We start from the raw sequence: 15,716 nt of genomic DNA, 5'->3' as shown, positions 1-15,716 counted from the left end.
CCATGTCGCGCAACACTGCAGCGGGAAAGCGAAATTAGACGGCCGCAACCCTGTACGCGCGCTTCATGGCGTACAAGAAACCCTCTCCAGCGCGGTCCCTCGACCCCCTCTGCCATCAGGGAGTAAAGCAATGACTCGATTAGTGCTGTTACTGACACTGCTACTCAGCATCGCAAGCTGCACCAGCGTGGATGTCACCCACTATGCCGATCAACAACCGGCACTCGATCTGCAGCGTTTTTTCAGCCAGCCCGTCAAGGCCTGGGGAATGTTTCAGAAGCGCGGCGGCGAAGTGACCAAGCGCTTCGAAGTCAACATCGTCAGCCGTCGCGAAGGCAACAACCTGATTCTCGACGAGCGTTTTCTGTACAGCGATGGCACCCGCCAGCACCGCGTATGGACATTGACGCCCGAGGGCCAGGGACGGTGGAGTGGTCGCGCCGGTGATGTCGCAGGGGTTGCCCAAGGCCAAGTGGCTGGCAACACATTTCACTGGCGTTATCGTCTCAATGTACCGGTCGACGATTCGACCTATGAAATGAGCATGGACGACTGGATGTACCTGATGGACGAGGACACGTTGATCAACCGCACCAGCATGTCCAAGTTCGGTGTGGAAGTCGGCCAGGTGACCTTGTTCTTCCGCCGCCAGGGCGCCGAAGCAAGCCAATGAACCGTAAAATGAACACTACCCGCCGCTTGTGCCTGGTTCTGGGCGACCAGTTGTCCTTCGACCTGGCTTCCTTACAGGCACTCGATGCCGAGCGCGACACGGTGTTGCTGGTCGAGGTCATGGAAGAAGCCAGCCACGTGTCCCACCACCCACAGAAGATTGCCCTGATCTTCAGCGCCATGCGCCATTTCGCCCAGGCGTTGCAAGATCAGGGTGTGCGTGTTGAATACGTCAGGCTGGATGATTCGGATAACAGCGGATCGGTGCCGGGTGAATTACATCGATGGCAAACGCTGTTGCAGGCCGAAGAAGTGCACGTCACCGAGTGTGGCGACTGGCGGCTGGAGCAATCGATGAAGGAATGCGGTTTGCCAATTCACTGGCACGCCGATACGCGTTTTCTGTGCGGTCGCGAAGAGTTCGCCGCCTGGGCCAAGGGCAAGAAACAACTGCGAATGGAGTTTTTCTACCGGGAGATGCGTCGCAAGAGCCGGTTGTTGCTCAATGGCGACGGCTCGCCGGTGGGGGGCGCATGGAACTTCGATGCCGAGAATCGCAAGGCCCTGCCCAAAGGCGTGAAGGCACCCTACCCGGCGCGCTTCAGCAACGACGCAATCACCAGCGAAGTACTGGCACTGGTCAAGGCGCGTTTCAGCCAGCACTACGGTGCGCTCGATGACTTCAACTACCCCGTCACCCATGCCGATGCGCAGGCTCTTTGGGCGTACTTTCTCGATTACGGTCTGGCCGCGTTTGGCGATTACCAGGACGCCATGGCCAGTGATGAGCCGTTCCTGTTCCACGCACGCGTCAGCGCAGCACTCAACATCGGCCTGCTGGATCTGCGCCAATTGTGCAGCGACGTGGAGTCGGCGTACTGGTCCGGCAGCATTGCGCTCAATGCTGCCGAAGGCTTCATCCGGCAATTGATCGGCTGGCGTGAATACGTGCGGGGCGTGTACTGGCTGAAGATGCCTGATTACGCACTGGGCAACTCGTTTGGCAACACCCGGCCGCTGCCCGAGTTCTACTGGACCGGCGACACGCAAATGAACTGCATGCGCCACGCCATCGGGCAAAGTTTGCAACACGCCTACGCGCATCACATTCAGCGGCTGATGGTCACCGGCAACTTCGCCCTGCTCGCCGGCATCGCGCCGAGCCAGATCTGCGAGTGGTATCTGGCGATCTACATGGACGCCTTTGATTGGGTCGAGCTGCCCAACACGCTGGGCATGGTCATGCATGCCGATGGCGGTTATCTCGGTTCCAAACCCTATTGCGCCAGCGGCCAGTACATCAATCGCATGTCGGATTACTGCCGCGGTTGCGCGTACAAGGTCAGCGAAAGCACGGCGGACAATGCCTGCCCGTTCAACTCGCTGTATTGGCATTTCCTGATGCGCCACGGCGAACTGCTGCGCGGCAATCAGCGCATGGCCATGATGTACAGGAACCTCGACCGCATGCCGCAGGCCAAGCAAGAGGCACTGTGGCAACGCGGCCAGTCGTTGCTGGCCCGCCTGGATGACAGCGAATCGATTTGAAATCAGCGTTCACCCAAAACGACCTTGCTCCATCAGTGAAACTTAACGACGAAGCTACCTGTCAACGGATCAGCAGCCACAACGCTTCCCGATATTGACGGCACCTGTCGGGCATGCCCGACACTCTGAATCGGCCCCTGAAAAATTCAACCAAGAAGGCGAGATGGACACCCTCAAACACCTTAGTCGCGAAGCGCTCGAGTCCGAGGTCAAGCGATTACGCGCCGCCTTGCAGAGCACTGAAGCCGACGATGAGCGCGACATCACGGCGCGACTGCAAGCCAGTCAGGCCGCGCTCGCTCGTAGTGAGGCGCGGCAGCGGGCGGTTTTCGAGAGTGCAGTGGATTTCGCGATGGTCGTCACTGACCTTGGCGGATACATCACGGAATGGAACTGCGGCGCGACCAACGTGCTGGGCTGGTCCGCCGAAGAGGTTCGCGGCCAGAGCGCGGCCTGCTTTTTCACACCTGAGGACCGCGCCGCCGGCCGGGTCGAACAGGAAATGCAGCGCGCCCTTGTCGAAGGCCGTGCCTACGATGAGCGATGGCATTTGCGCAAGGACGGCGAGCGATTCTGGGCCTCTGGCGAGCTGATGCCGCTCTACGATGAAGACCAGACTCATTTGGGCTTCGTGAAAATTCTCCGCGACCGTACTCAGGAGCATCTGTACGGGCGCGCCATAATCGAAACCAAGGAACGCTATCGACTGGCCGTCATGGCCACCAGTGATGCGGTGTGGGACTGGGACCTGCAAACCAACCAGATCATCTGGAACCAGGCGTTGCAACAGGCTTACGGTTTCGCGCTGGAGAACGTTGATCCCAGTGGCGACTGGCGATTCGCCCGGATCCATCCTCAGGATCAGGCGCGGGTGCTGACATCGATCCGCGCCGCCATCGATGGCGACGGCACGACATGGAGCGCCGAGTATCGATTCTGCTGTCAGGATGGCTCCTATGCCGAGGTGCTCGATCGAGGTCACTTGATCCGCAATCAATCCGGCAAGGCCGAACGCATGATCGGCGCGATGCTTGACCTCACGCGCTCGCGCAGTGCCGAAACGGCGTTGCGCGAGAGTGAAGAGCGTTTCAGCACCATTCTGGAAACCATCGAATCGGCGTTTGCCATCGTCAAAGTCAAATTCGACGCCAACGACGAGCCTGTCGACTACTACTTCGTTGAAGCCAACCCGGCGTTCGAGCGCCAGTGCGGGGTCAACCTGCGCGGTAAATGGGTGACCGAATTCGCGCCCAATCTGGAGCGCTTCTGGTTCGAAACCTACGGCCATGTGGCCAAGACCGGGGAGCCGGCGAACTTCGAGAATTACGCCAATACCTTCGAGCGCTGGTTCGATGTGCGTGCCGTGCGTGTCGGCGATCCGGCCGACCGGCAGATCGCGATCCTGTTCAACGACGTCACCGAACGGCGCGACGCCGAGGAGCGCTTGCGCGCCAGTGAGGCGATCGCCCGGGAGAACGTCGAGCGCGTGCAACTGGCGCTCGCGGCCGGCGCCATTATCGGCACCTGGCACTGGGATCTGCTGACCGACCGTTTTGCCATCGACGAAGGCTTTGCCCAGGTGTTCAACCTCGACCCGAGTCTGGGGCGCGAAGGCCTCAGCCTCGAACAGGTGATCACCAGCGTGCACCCCGACGATCGGGATGGACTGACCACGGCGATCGACGAAGCCATTGGCCGCGGTGGCGCCTATTCCCATCAGTACCGTGTGCGCCGCGCGGACGGCAGATACCAGTGGATCGAAGCCAACGGTCGCGTTGAGTGTGCCGATGACAACAAACCACTGCGCTTCCCCGGCGTACTGATCGACGTCGAGGAACGCCGCACCGTCGAGGCAGAGCGCGACGGGGCTATCGCCGCCTTGCGTGCGCTCAACGACACACTCGAACAACGGGTGTCAGCGCGCACCGCCGAGTTGATGCAAGCGGAGGAAAAACTGCGTCAGTCGCAAAAGATGGAAGCGGTCGGCCAACTGACCGGAGGCCTGGCTCATGACTTCAACAATTTGCTGGCCGGCGTTTCCGGTGCACTGGAATTGATGAGTACGCGGATCAGTCAGGGCCGGTTGAGCGAAGTCGACAAATACATGGTCACCGCACAGGGCGCGGTCAAGCGTGCCGCCGCCCTCACCCACCGCCTGCTGGCGTTCTCCAGACGCCAGACCCTCGATCCGCGACCCACCGACGTCAACATGCTGATGACCGGCATGACCGAACTGATCCAGCGCACCGTGGGCCCGAGCATTCTTCTGGAAACCATTGGCTCGCCGGTGCTCTGGCCGACACTGGTGGATGCCAGTCAGCTGGAAAACGCATTGCTCAACCTGTGCATCAATGCCCGCGATGCGATGCCCGACGGCGGACGCATTACCATCGAAACGGCCAATCGCATCATGGACGCCGAGACCGCCGGCGCGCTGGATATGCCCGAGGGTGAATATGTGTGCCTGTGCGTCAGCGATACCGGCACCGGCATGTCGGCGGATGTGATCGCCAAGGCCTTTGACCCGTTCTTTACCACCAAGCCGCTGGGCCAGGGCACGGGGCTGGGCTTGTCGATGATCTACGGGTTTGCCAAACAGTCCGGCGGTCAGGTGCGCGTGCACTCGCAGGTCGATCGGGGCACCACGATGTGCATCTACCTGCCTCGTCACCGTGGCGATCCCGTGCAGAATCACGATGACAAGCATAACGCGCCGGCGGTAGTACCCAAGGCCAGCGAGACCATTCTGGTGGTGGACGATGAACCGACCGTGCGAGCCTTGTTGACCGAAGTGCTTGGCGATCTCGGCTACAACTTGCTCGAAGCAGGCGACAGCGTCGCCGGGCTGAAGGTGCTGCAATCGAATGTGCATATCGACTTGCTGATCACCGACGTCGGCCTGCCGGGTGGCATGAACGGCCGACAACTGGCAGACGCCGGGAGAGAGATCCGGCCGAATCTGACGACACTTTTCATTACCGGATACGCAGAAAACGCAGTGATCGGCGCCGGCCAGTTGGGGCCCGGCATGCAGGTGCTGACCAAGCCTTTCGCGGTCGACACGCTGGTGGCGCGGGTCAGTGAACTGATGTGCTCAAGATCCGAATGAACGACCGCTGCGGCGGAATAAACCAGGCAGACTGGCTGCGGCCAAGGAGTGATAAATGGTGAATTTCCTGATTTTTCTGATCGCCTGCGGTGCAGCGGCCACCACCGGCATGGTTTTCAAGCCCGGCCAATGGTACGCGCAGCTCAACAAACCGAAGTTCACCCCACCCAACTGGGTGTTTCCGGTGGCGTGGACGACGATCTATCTACTGCTGGCGTGGGTCGGTTACCGTTTGACGATGATTCCCGGCAGCGAAATGGTCCTGGCGTTGTGGGCGGCGCAGATTGCCCTGAACACGCTGTGGACGCCGGTGTTTTTCGGTGCGCAGCGGATCGTTGCCGCGATGATCATTCTCGTGCTGTTGTGGTTGGTCGTCGCCGTGATGGTGGTCCTGGCCCTGCGCCTGGATGTGATCACCGGGTTGATCCTGTTTCCTTATCTGGCCTGGCTGTGTGTCGCTGCGGCGCTTAATTTTTCGATCATGCGCAACAACCGGGTGGGTCTCGGCTCATGACCGTAGTCCAGGAGCATAAAGCGCCGCTCAAATCCGATAGTACTGGCGATACCAACTCACAAACTGCGCCACACCCTCTGCAACTTCCATTCGTGGAGAAAACCCGATCCATTGTTCCAATGCCGAAACATCAGCCCAGGTCTTGATGACATCGCCAGCCTGCATCGGCAACAGATTGCGCTGGGCTTTTATGCCCAGTGCCTGCTCGAGGCAGTCGACGAAATCCAGTAACGCGACCGGTTTGCCGCGCCCCAGGTTGAAAATCCGGTTCACGCCACTCGCCTCCTTCTCCGGCGTTGGCGGTTTCGGACACAGGCGGACGATGCTTTCGACAACGTCATCGACGTAAGTAAAGTCCCGCGCCATCTGACCCTGGTTGTAGATGTCGATCGGTCGTCCCTGAAGAATGGCTTCGGTAAATTTGAACAGCGCCATATCCGGCCTGCCCCAGGGCCCGTAAACCGTGAAAAAGCGCAGGCCGCTGGCCTTCAAGCCGTAAAGATGGCAGTAGCTGTCGGCGAGAAGCTCATTGGCTCGCTTGGTGGCGGCATAAAGCGATACAGGGTGCTCGACCGCATCATCGACGCTGTATGGCAACTTGCTGTTGGCCCCATATACCGAGCTGCTCGACGCGTAGACCAGATGCGCGGGCGGATAATGTCGGCAGGCTTCCAGCACATTCAGAAACCCCACCAGGTTCGATTGCGCATAGGCATCCGGGTTGTCGAGCGAATAGCGCACACCCGCCTGAGCGGCCAAATGCACCACCTCGGTGAAATCGTGCGCTTTGAATAACGCCATCAAGGCAGGCTTGTCGACAATATCCAGTGTTTCAAAACTGAAACTCTGCAGACCGCTCAACTGTTCAAGCCGCGCCTGTTTGAGATCCACACTGTAGTAATCGTTAAGGTTGTCGATACCGACAACTTCCTGGCCTTGCTGCACCAATCGTTTGACCGCGTGATACCCGATAAAGCCCGCAGCGCCTGTAACAAGAACGGTCATAATCCCTGCTCCACACAAGCCGACAGGCGATAAGTTATAGCGCTGGATGACTTATTCAGTCCAGGTTTTATAACAGCACCCAATAGTGGGGAAAGCTTTCGATCTAAATAACAGTCGCGACCATAACAGGCAGAAAAAGTTTCTACCGTTCAGCCAAAAGAATAAGTCATTAAAAAACAGTTGGTTATCCATCGGTAGAACCATTACTGGATGGATGGCGTGTTTTTTGACTGCTAACGTTTGACAGACCGTAAAGTCTGGCCGATAACTACCAAGGTTGATTTTTTACAGGGCGCGGGCAATCACTTACTCGCGCCCTGTCGCTTCAGGGACAACTACTTAGTTACCTAACCTTAAGCCTGCATGAACAGACCGTGCGGTAGCTTTGCCTTCTAAAAAGTTGAACCGATGATTCCTCCAGAGGTGCCGCATAACAGAGCGAAACTTCACTGCTCGATGCACACCAATGAAACACTTTGTGATTCAACATTGAAACACTCCACAAACCCATAATAAAAAAAATACTTTCGCTGACTGCCCTTACTTAGCCATCAATAGAGCTTCTGCCTGCCATAAACTTTCGATCATCAAAGAGTTTACAAGCATGCCAGTCATCAGCTCGGACCAACCTAATTGGTACCTTTTACAATGCAAGCCACGTCAGGATGAGCGTGCCCACCTCAACCTGCTGCAACAGAATTACGTGGTCTTTCACCCCCAACTCGTCAGTGAACGCGTCATTCGCGGGAAACGACAGCGAGTCCAGGAATCCCTCTTTCCCGGGTATCTGTTCATCCAACTCAGTCGTGACGACAACTGGGCACCCTTGCGCTCTACTCGGGGAGTCAGTCGTTTCGTCGAATTCAACCATGGTCCCGCAACAGTGGCCGAGCACGTCATCGAACACCTGCGTGCACGTTGCCTCGAATCAACGTTGTCGGAGCCGGATGAAGCGCTGAAACCCGGAGAGAACCTGCAGATCGTCAGCGGCCCGCTCGCGCCACTGGAGGGCGTGTTCCTCGGATTGCACGGAACCGACCGCGTGATGATCCTCCTGCAGTTTCTCAACCGTGAGCAGCCTGTCTGTCTGCCACTCAGCGTGATTGAACGACAACAAGCCGGTTTTCACCCCTACAACTAACGACTTGCCTTATATGCCCTTGCTCAGGAGCTATAACATGGCTTTGAAGTCACGATGCCCCGTCGCACTGATGATGGCCTGTCTCTATCCCGAAATGGCCTGGAGCATCAATCCGCAAGCCATTGATGTGTATGGATTCGACTTCACGCCATCGTTCCTGTTTTCGGAAAGTTATGACGACAACTTTCGCGAACTGGAAAACAGTAAACAGTCCTCCATGGTCACCAAGCTGGCGCCTTCTTTCGAGCTCAAGGCCGAGGATCGCAACAGCGCCACCCGGCTCATCTGGCAACCTACTCGCTACATTTATCACGACGAGTCGGATGCCTCGAACACGGCACAACGCGTGCGTGCGGACAGCATCATGGAGTTCACTGACCGGCATCGTCTGAAGCTCGACGCTGAATACCGCAAATGGGAGCGCACGGAATCGACGGCAGTCGAAGGCATCAACGACAAACTCAACAACAAACGGGTGGGCGGTCTCTACACCTTCGGGGCGAAAAGCGCTGACAACCAAATCGATCTCGGGGCCAGTTACGCACAACTGCGCTACGACAACGCCGATGGCATCAACGACGACAAGGAACGCAATACCACTGCTCTCACCAGCACCTGGTATCACCGCATCGGCAGCAACACCCGCGGTCTGGTGGAATATAACCACACCGACTTTGATTACCAGCAGGCCAACAGCCCACGCAGCAGTAAATCCGACGCCGTCATGGCCGGTGCCGTATGGGATTTCACGGCACGCACGACGGGTAAAGTCCGCGTCGGTTACGAGAAAAAGAACTTCGACAACAGTGAATCCAAAGACCTCGACAACCCGACATGGCAAGTCGATCTGCAATGGAAACCGCGGACCTATTCGACATTCACCTTCGTCGCTCGCCAGGCCCTCGCCGAGGGTGACGACGGCGCGGATGCCGTGAAGTCGACGTTTACCCAGGTCGGCTGGCGTCACGGCTGGACTGAACGGATTACTACCGTGGCCCAGGCCGGTTACGGGCGTTATGTCTACGAAGGCCAAAGCCGTACCGACAATCTTCAGGACTACAACCTGGCCGTGGTGTACGCCATGCGCCGTTGGCTGGATATCGAACTGGGCTATCGGTACCGCGACAACGATTCCGATGCCGACAATGAAAGCTTCACCCGCAACGTGTTCCAGATCAGCTTCAACGTCAGCCTTTAAGAGGGTCTCGACATGAACACTCGCACACTTGTCCTTTTGTTCGCGTTGTTTCTCTTGCCCCACACCTATGCGGCAGATCCCGATACGCAATACAAACTCGCTGCCGGCGACGTGTTGCGAATCATCGTTTTCGGTGAGCCGGAATTGAGCATGAAAAAGATCCGGCTCAGTGATGCCGGCACCTTTTCCTACCCGTTCCTCGGCGAAATATCCGCCAAGGGACTGACCCCCGGTCAGGTCGAGAAAATCATCGTCGACGGGCTCAAGCAGGGTTATCTGATAGACCCGAAAGTCAGTCTCAGCCAGATCGAATACCGCTCGTTCTACATCAATGGCGAAGTGAAAAAGCCCGGCAGCTATCCGTTCGTGCCCGGACTGACACTGGAAAAGGCCATCGCGCTGGGCGGTGGCCTGACCGAACGGGCCTCGATGAAGCGAGTGACCATCTTGCGCGGCGATGGTGGCGCCACCGTGACCGACAACATCACGCGAAGCACCACGATCGCCCCCGGCGATACCATTTCCATTGCACAAGGCTTTTTCTGATCATGGACAACAGCCCAAGCAACTACGTCGAACGTCCTCTTCAAGCGCATCTGCATCCTCAGCACGGCGAAGACAAGGACACCCTGGATCTGCTCAATCTGTGGAGGGTCATCTGGCGCGCCAAATGGAGCATCGGCTGGCTGGTTCTGCTGAGCTGCGCACTGGCGGCCGCCGTAGTTTCCAGCATCACGCCGCAATACATCGGCAGCACCACCCTGCTGTTCAACGACAAAACGCCTCCGCTGATGTCCTTCCAGCAAGTCAAGGAATCAGGTAGCAGCGGCACTGATTACCTGCAGACCCAGCAGGCGCTCCTGCAATCGCGGGACCTTGCCGAACGCGCGGTGAAAAAACTCGGGCTGACGACTCACCCGGTCACCGATCCGCGCCAGCAGCCAAAGCCCTGGTTTGCTCCGCGCCAATGGCTGGCCGATCTGGACCTTGATCAATGGATCCCGGGGCTAGGTCGATATCTACCGCAAAAGAAAGAGCCACTCACTGAAGCAGACGTTTTCAACCAGGTCACGCAGAACCTCATGCTGCACACCAGCGTCAAGTTCGTTGGCAAAAGCCAGTTGCTCGAAATCGAAGTCGAGTTGCCAGACCCTGTTCTCGCAGCGGCGGCGGCCAACGCGCTGGCTCAGGGCTTTACCGACAGCCAGCTCGATACCAGCGAGAAATCGTCGCAAACCACCACGGCCTGGATGAACACGCGTCTGATCAAGCTGCGCGACAACCTGCGGGCGGCCGAGAAAAAACTCCAGGGTTACCGCGAAGAACAAGGTCTGGTGGATGTTGGCGGCGTTGCCACCATCAGCGCCAACGAACTGGAAATGACCGGCAATCGCATGGTCGATGCCCGTCGCAACCGCGCTGAAGCCGAGAGCGAGTACCGGCAGGCGAAGGCGCTGGGCAACGGCGATCTGAGCCGACTCTCCAGCGTACCGGCGGTCTTGAGCAACCCTCTGGTGCAGAAATTCCAGGCCGATCGCGCGGTGGCCCAAGCCAAGGTTGATGAACTGGCCGGGCGCTATGGTCCGAAGCACCCGAGCCTGATTTCCGCACAAACCGAGCTGCGTACCGCCACCACCAGTCTGCAATTGCAGGTGCAGCAAGTGGTGGCCGGTATCGAGCGGCAATACCAGCTCGCCACCGCGAGTGAAGCGTCGCTGCGTCAATCCTTCAATAGCAACAAGGCGCAGATCCAGGATATCGCGCGCAAAGAGTTTCAGTTGCGCGAATTCCAGCGTGAAGTCGACAGCACGCGCGCGCTGTATGAAACCTTCGTCACCCGCCTGAAAGAAACCACGGCCACCGCCGACATGGATTCGACGAAAGTACGCATCGTCGACCCGGCCATCGTTCCTGTCGACGCGAGCAAACCGCGCAAGACTTTGATTGTCGCGATCGTCGGGCTGATCGCTGCGGTCATCGGCGTCGGGCTGGCACTGCTTTTCGACAGCCTGAGCAATACCTTCAAAACCGACGAATCGATCGAGAGCGTGTTGAATGTTCCACTGCTCAGCGTCGTGCCGCTGGTGATAAAGAAAAGTCGCCGGCAACTGGCGCGCCTGTTCGAGGACAACGACAACCCGCGCTTTTCCGAGACCATTCGCAACCTGCGTACCTGGCTGATGCTGCAAAGCAGCGAAAAGCCCTCGCAGGTGGTGCTCGTGACCTCCACGGTTGCCGGCGAGGGCAAAAGCACCATCGCCACCAACCTCGCAAGTTCGCTGACACCGCTGGAACGCGTGTTGCTGATCGATGCCGACATGCGTCAGCCAACCCTGTCGCTGAACTTCGATTTCCCACCGGACAGCCCCGGACTGGCGAATGTCATTGCCGGCACGGCCAGGCTTGAAGACTGCATTGTTTCAGTGGGCAATCTGGACATGCTGCCGGCCGGGAAGGTCTTGCCACCGTCGCTGGATATGTTCGTTGCGCCACGCTTGCCGTCCCCTGGCGATCCGCTCAACCCGGTTCAGCCGCCGCCACAGGATTTGCTCAGCTCGCCGCGCATGGCGCGTATGCTCGAGGCGCTCAGATCAAGGTATCGCCACATCATTATCGACTCCCCCCCTGCGGAGATGATCAGTGACGCGCTGTTGCTGGCCAGACATTCCGATGCGGTGATCTATGTCGTCAAGGCTGACAGCACCTCGATCAGCCAGGTTCAGCGAGGGATTGCCATGTTGCAACAAAGCCATGTGCCGGTCTTTGGCACGGTGCTCAACCAGGTTGACCTGCGCAAGGCGCGCAAGTACGGCTACCACCATTCCCGGGCGTTCTATAACTACGATTTCGCGCCCAGGTAACCATCGGGCGCATACGCCCGCCGCTACGCCCTCTTCTGCCAACGCACTACTCGCTTCACCTCCGCCGAGCTACGGAAAAGCCATCGGGAGGCACGCCGCGCCTGCTCGATTCGCGCTGATGCATGAATGCTGCCTTGAGGTTAAGCCCATGACTTCGCTCTATACCGCTCACATGACACACCGCCGAGGCCTGACGTTCTGGGGCCAGTGGCTGTGCGCGCTGTCGCTGGTGACGGCGCTGTTGATGTTGCTCGTGCAGTGGCGCGTCGGCAGTCTGACCAGTGAATACCGCATCCTGATCATTCTGGCGGTGCTCGGCTCGGTGCCGATATACAGCGTGATGCAGGTCTACCACAAACGCCATGGTTTGCTGGTCGGGCTTGGCAGGTTGCTGGCCGGGTGGTTGACCCTGCTGGCCGTACTGGCGGCGATTGCGTTCTTCACCCAGACCAGCGCCATTTATTCACGCCAGGTGATCATGGTCTGGGCGGTGCTGGGTTTCATGGTTCAGGCCTTGAGCTTTCTGCCCCTGCATTACCTGGCCCGCCTGTACTCGCGCAAGGTCTGCAACGGGCGCCGTTCGGTGATCATCGGTACCTGCCCGACGGCCCATGAACTGGCGAAAAAACTGTCCCGACCGAACCGCGCGCTGGTGCTGGGCTTCATTACCGCCGAGGACAGCTGCGGCCCTGCCCCCAGCATTCTGCCGTTGCTCGGCCACGTTTCCGCCATCCGCGAGATCATCACGGGCCAGGAAGTGCGCCGCGTCTATATCGTGCTGCCGATGGCCCATGCCGCCACCATCGAAGCCCTCTACATCGACCTGCTGGACATGAATGTCGACGTGGTGTGGATCCCGGATTTCGGCAGCATGGTGTTGCTCAACCATTCGATCTCGGAAATCGAGCGAATGCCGGCCATCTACCTTAACGAGAGCCTGATCAGCTCGCACCCTGCCAGCCTGTTTTGCAAGGATCTGTTTGAGCGAAGCCTCGCCGCCCTGGCGATTATTCTGCTCAGCCCGGTGCTGTTGGTGGTGGCCTTAGCCGTCAAGCTGACCTCCGCCGGCCCGGTGCTGTTCAAGCAGAACCGTCACGGCTGCAACGGCGAAGTGATCAAGGTCTGGAAGTTTCGCTCGATGCACGTCCACGACGACCAGCAGGTACGACAGGCCACCCGCAACGATGACCGCCTGACGCCGATCGGTGGTTTCCTGCGCCGCAGTTCCATCGACGAATTGCCACAGCTGTTCAATGTGCTGTCCGGCCGCATGGCCCTGGTCGGCCCGCGTCCGCACGCCGTCACCCACAACCTTTATTACACCGGCAAGGTGCGCGCCTACATGGCCCGGCATCGCCTCAAGCCGGGCATCACCGGGCTGGCCCAGATCACCGGCCATCGTGGCGAAACCGAGACCGTGGAAAAGATGCAGCTGCGCGTCGCCCAGGACCTCAACTACATCAACCAGTGGTCGCTGTGGCTCGACATCAAAATCCTTATCAAGACCCCCTTCACGCTGTTCTCGAAAAACATCTACTAAGCCCGCCCCAACTCTGCCGTCCCCTGCCCGACCGTTGATAACCGTCACGACGACCTGAGGTTCGACCATGAATGTGAGCGTATTCGGTATTGGTTACGTAGGCCTTGTCCAGGGTGCTGCATTGGCCGAGGTCGGGCACAACGTGCTCTGCGTCGACGTCGATGCCGGCAGGGTCGAGGCATTGAAAGAGGGCACGCTGCCGCTCTACGAACCCGGCCTGAAAAGCCTGGTGCGCGACAACTACCAAAACGGCCGGCTGCGGTTCGGCACAGACCTGGTGGACGCCGTTCACCATGGCGATGTGCTGTTGATCGCCGTCGGCACACCGCCCGACGAAGACGGTTCAGCGGATCTCCAATACGTGCTGAGCGTGGCGCAGACCATCGCGCTGAACATGGATCGGCACCAGATCATCGTCGACAAATCCACCGTGCCCGTCGGTACGGGGGACCGAGTTCGAGCGTGTATCGAGCAGGTGCTGGCCGACAACGGTCGCGGCGATCTGACGTTCGACGTGGTTTCAAACCCGGAATTTCTCAAGGAAGGCTGTGCGGTCGAAGACTGCATGCGCCCGGACCGGATCATCATCGGCACCGACAGCCCGCGTGCCGAAGAAGTCATGCGCGAACTGTATGAGCCGTTCAATCGCAGCCGCGAAAAAATCATCGTCATGGATGTTCGCAGCGCCGAGCTGACCAAATACGCCGCCAACTGCATGCTGGCGACCAAGATCAGCTTCATGAACGAAATGGCCTGCCTCGCCGAAAAGCTCGGCGCCGACATCGAAAAGGTGCGCCACGGCATCGGCGCCGACCCGCGCATCGGTTACCAGTTTATCTACCCAGGTCTGGGCTACGGCGGCTCGTGTTTTCCCAAGGACGTGAAGGCGCTGATACAGGCGGCCGACGGTGTCGACATCGACGCCCGGGTGCTCAAGGCCGTGGAAGCGCGCAATCAGGAGCAGAAAGCCAGCCTCTATCGCAAAGTATTCGATCACTTCGACGGTCACCTTCGCGGCAAGACGTTTGCCCTGTGGGGGCTGAGTTTCAAACCCAATACCGACGACATGCGCGAGGCCCCCAGCCGGGTACTGATGGAGGCCTTGTGGCAAGCGGGCGCCAGCGTGCAGGCGTTTGATCCCAAAGCGATGGAAGAAGCCCAGCGCCTTTACGGCTCGCGCGATGACCTGACCCTGACAGGCACCAAAGAGGCGGCGCTGAAAAATGCCGACGCCCTGATCATCGTCACCGAGTGGCAATCGTTCCGGGCGCCGGATTTCGACCGGCTCAGCCAGTTGCTCAAACAGCCGTTGATCTTCGACGGACGCAATCTGTTCGATCCGCAGCGTTTGAGCAAACGTGGTTTCACCTACGTCTCCGTGGGTCGGCAGACCCCTTCAGTCCTCTGAAAGGAGCTGCGCCATGTTCAAACTGGAGATAGTCGGCCACTACTCGGCGAAATTGCTGGAGGCCAACCAGGCCTATTCCTTCATCAACTTTGCCTCGATCGGCAGTTTTTTCGAGCAGAACCCGAGCAGCGTTGCCTATTTTTGCGACGGCATGCTGATGTCAACCTTCATGTCTCGCGTCACCGGCAGACCGATTGGCCGGGTCAGCTTCGACTTCACCTCGATAGCCGACGTTGTGCTGCGCAGCGCCGAGCAACAGGGCAAACGGGTTTATTTCGTCGGCGCCCGACAAGCCGAACTCGACCTGTTCATCAGCAAGATCAAAAGCCTTTATCCGCAACTGAGCATCGCCGGCTGCCACGACGGCTATTTCGACGCTGCCCAGGCCGAAGGCATTCGGAACGACATCTGTCGCAGTGCAGCGGACATTCTGATCGTCGGCCTGGGCGCCGGACGGCAAGAGCAGTTCGAGCAGGATGCCCTGCGCGCCGGCTTTCGCGGGGTCGCCTTCAGCTGTGGCGGGTTCATCCGCCAGGAAGCTTTGGCCACGCGGCAGTACTACCCGGCGCTGATCAATCGCCTGCACTTGCGCGCGTTCTATCGCATGTACCGCGAGCCCCACACGATCAAACGCTACCTCATCGATTACCCGAGCAACTTCTTGCACCTGCTGAACATGATCGTTCGACACAAAGTCGCCATCAGCGTTGGGGAATGACC

General features: G+C 58.9%; 12 protein-coding genes. 11 read left to right on the top strand and 1 reads right to left on the bottom strand.

What is annotated here, in order from left to right; all coding sequences use genetic code 11:
- Positions 1-130: 130 nt before the first annotated feature.
- The 4 genes from C1X29_RS02735 to C1X29_RS02720 all read left to right on the top strand — a co-directional run bounded on the left by C1X29_RS02735 (position 131) and on the right by C1X29_RS02720 (position 5,843).
- Positions 131-673, top strand: a complete 543-nt coding sequence (locus C1X29_RS02735; protein ID WP_102716795.1) for a DUF3833 domain-containing protein — start codon at positions 131-133, stop codon at positions 671-673.
- An 8-nt stretch (positions 674-681) separates the two neighbouring features.
- Positions 682-2,220, top strand: coding sequence for a cryptochrome/photolyase family protein (locus C1X29_RS02730; RefSeq protein WP_102716794.1), 1,539 nt, complete (start codon positions 682-684; stop codon positions 2,218-2,220).
- A gap of 163 nt (positions 2,221-2,383) precedes the next feature.
- Entirely contained in the window at positions 2,384-5,329 is a 2,946-nt protein-coding gene (locus tag C1X29_RS02725; RefSeq protein WP_102716793.1) for a hybrid sensor histidine kinase/response regulator, read from the top strand.
- 58 nt (positions 5,330-5,387) lie between these two features.
- Positions 5,388-5,843: a TspO/MBR family protein gene (locus C1X29_RS02720; protein ID WP_085745856.1), complete on the top strand. Its 456-nt coding sequence runs from the start codon at positions 5,388-5,390 to the stop codon at positions 5,841-5,843.
- Between the two features lie 27 nt (positions 5,844-5,870).
- On the opposite strand, the gene C1X29_RS02715 is transcribed toward C1X29_RS02720, so the two are convergent.
- On the bottom strand, positions 5,871-6,848 hold the full coding sequence (locus tag C1X29_RS02715; RefSeq protein ID WP_102686125.1) for an NAD-dependent epimerase: 978 nt from the start codon (positions 6,846-6,848) through the stop codon (positions 5,871-5,873).
- A gap of 604 nt (positions 6,849-7,452) precedes the next feature.
- Between C1X29_RS02715 and rfaH the strand changes: the two genes are divergently transcribed.
- From rfaH to C1X29_RS02680, 7 genes are all read left to right on the top strand, one after another.
- Positions 7,453-7,989, top strand: a complete 537-nt coding sequence (gene rfaH / locus C1X29_RS02710) for a transcription/translation regulatory transformer protein RfaH (RefSeq protein ID WP_085745622.1) — start codon at positions 7,453-7,455, stop codon at positions 7,987-7,989.
- Between the two features lie 37 nt (positions 7,990-8,026).
- The gene (locus tag C1X29_RS02705; RefSeq protein ID WP_039768571.1) at positions 8,027-9,187 is read left to right on the top strand and encodes an outer membrane beta-barrel protein; all 1,161 of its coding nucleotides are present in this window, start codon (positions 8,027-8,029) and stop codon (positions 9,185-9,187) included.
- A 12-nt stretch (positions 9,188-9,199) separates the two neighbouring features.
- On the top strand, positions 9,200-9,733 hold the full coding sequence (locus tag C1X29_RS02700; RefSeq protein ID WP_085745621.1) for a polysaccharide biosynthesis/export family protein: 534 nt from the start codon (positions 9,200-9,202) through the stop codon (positions 9,731-9,733).
- A gap of 2 nt (positions 9,734-9,735) precedes the next feature.
- Positions 9,736-12,048 carry a GNVR domain-containing protein gene (locus C1X29_RS02695; RefSeq protein ID WP_102686124.1) on the top strand — a complete coding sequence of 771 codons (2,313 nt, stop codon included), beginning with the start codon at positions 9,736-9,738 and terminating at the stop codon, positions 12,046-12,048.
- 148 nt (positions 12,049-12,196) lie between these two features.
- Positions 12,197-13,588 (top strand): undecaprenyl-phosphate glucose phosphotransferase, encoded by a 1,392-nt coding sequence (locus C1X29_RS02690; RefSeq protein ID WP_102716792.1) that lies wholly within the window; start codon positions 12,197-12,199, stop codon positions 13,586-13,588.
- Between the two features lie 67 nt (positions 13,589-13,655).
- Positions 13,656-14,996 carry a UDP-glucose/GDP-mannose dehydrogenase family protein gene (locus C1X29_RS02685; protein WP_102716791.1) on the top strand — a complete coding sequence of 447 codons (1,341 nt, stop codon included), beginning with the start codon at positions 13,656-13,658 and terminating at the stop codon, positions 14,994-14,996.
- Between the two features lie 13 nt (positions 14,997-15,009).
- Positions 15,010-15,714 (top strand): WecB/TagA/CpsF family glycosyltransferase, encoded by a 705-nt coding sequence (locus C1X29_RS02680; RefSeq protein WP_102716790.1) that lies wholly within the window; start codon positions 15,010-15,012, stop codon positions 15,712-15,714.
- Positions 15,715-15,716 lie beyond the last annotated feature (2 nt).

The sequence above is a fragment of the Pseudomonas sp. GW456-12-10-14-LB2 genome (assembly GCF_002884345.1).
Lineage (GTDB): Bacteria > Pseudomonadota > Gammaproteobacteria > Pseudomonadales > Pseudomonadaceae > Aquipseudomonas > Aquipseudomonas paraglycinae.
The sequence above is the reverse complement of the archived record's forward strand: the minus strand, read 5'-3'. Positions and strand labels throughout refer to the sequence as shown.

Coding starts and splice junctions, on each gene's coding strand:
- C1X29_RS02735 (WP_102716795.1), top strand. CDS start 131: ATGACTCGATTAGTGCTGTTACTGACACTGCTACTCAGCATCGCAAGC.
- C1X29_RS02730 (WP_102716794.1), top strand. CDS start 682: ATGAACACTACCCGCCGCTTGTGCCTGGTTCTGGGCGACCAGTTGTCC.
- C1X29_RS02725 (WP_102716793.1), top strand. CDS start 2,384: ATGGACACCCTCAAACACCTTAGTCGCGAAGCGCTCGAGTCCGAGGTC.
- C1X29_RS02715 (WP_102686125.1), bottom strand. CDS start 6,848: ATGACCGTTCTTGTTACAGGCGCTGCGGGCTTTATCGGGTATCACGCG.
- rfaH (WP_085745622.1), top strand. CDS start 7,453: ATGCCAGTCATCAGCTCGGACCAACCTAATTGGTACCTTTTACAATGC.
- C1X29_RS02705 (WP_039768571.1), top strand. CDS start 8,027: ATGGCTTTGAAGTCACGATGCCCCGTCGCACTGATGATGGCCTGTCTC.
- C1X29_RS02700 (WP_085745621.1), top strand. CDS start 9,200: ATGAACACTCGCACACTTGTCCTTTTGTTCGCGTTGTTTCTCTTGCCC.
- C1X29_RS02695 (WP_102686124.1), top strand. CDS start 9,736: ATGGACAACAGCCCAAGCAACTACGTCGAACGTCCTCTTCAAGCGCAT.
- C1X29_RS02690 (WP_102716792.1), top strand. CDS start 12,197: ATGACTTCGCTCTATACCGCTCACATGACACACCGCCGAGGCCTGACG.
- C1X29_RS02685 (WP_102716791.1), top strand. CDS start 13,656: ATGAATGTGAGCGTATTCGGTATTGGTTACGTAGGCCTTGTCCAGGGT.
- C1X29_RS02680 (WP_102716790.1), top strand. CDS start 15,010: ATGTTCAAACTGGAGATAGTCGGCCACTACTCGGCGAAATTGCTGGAG.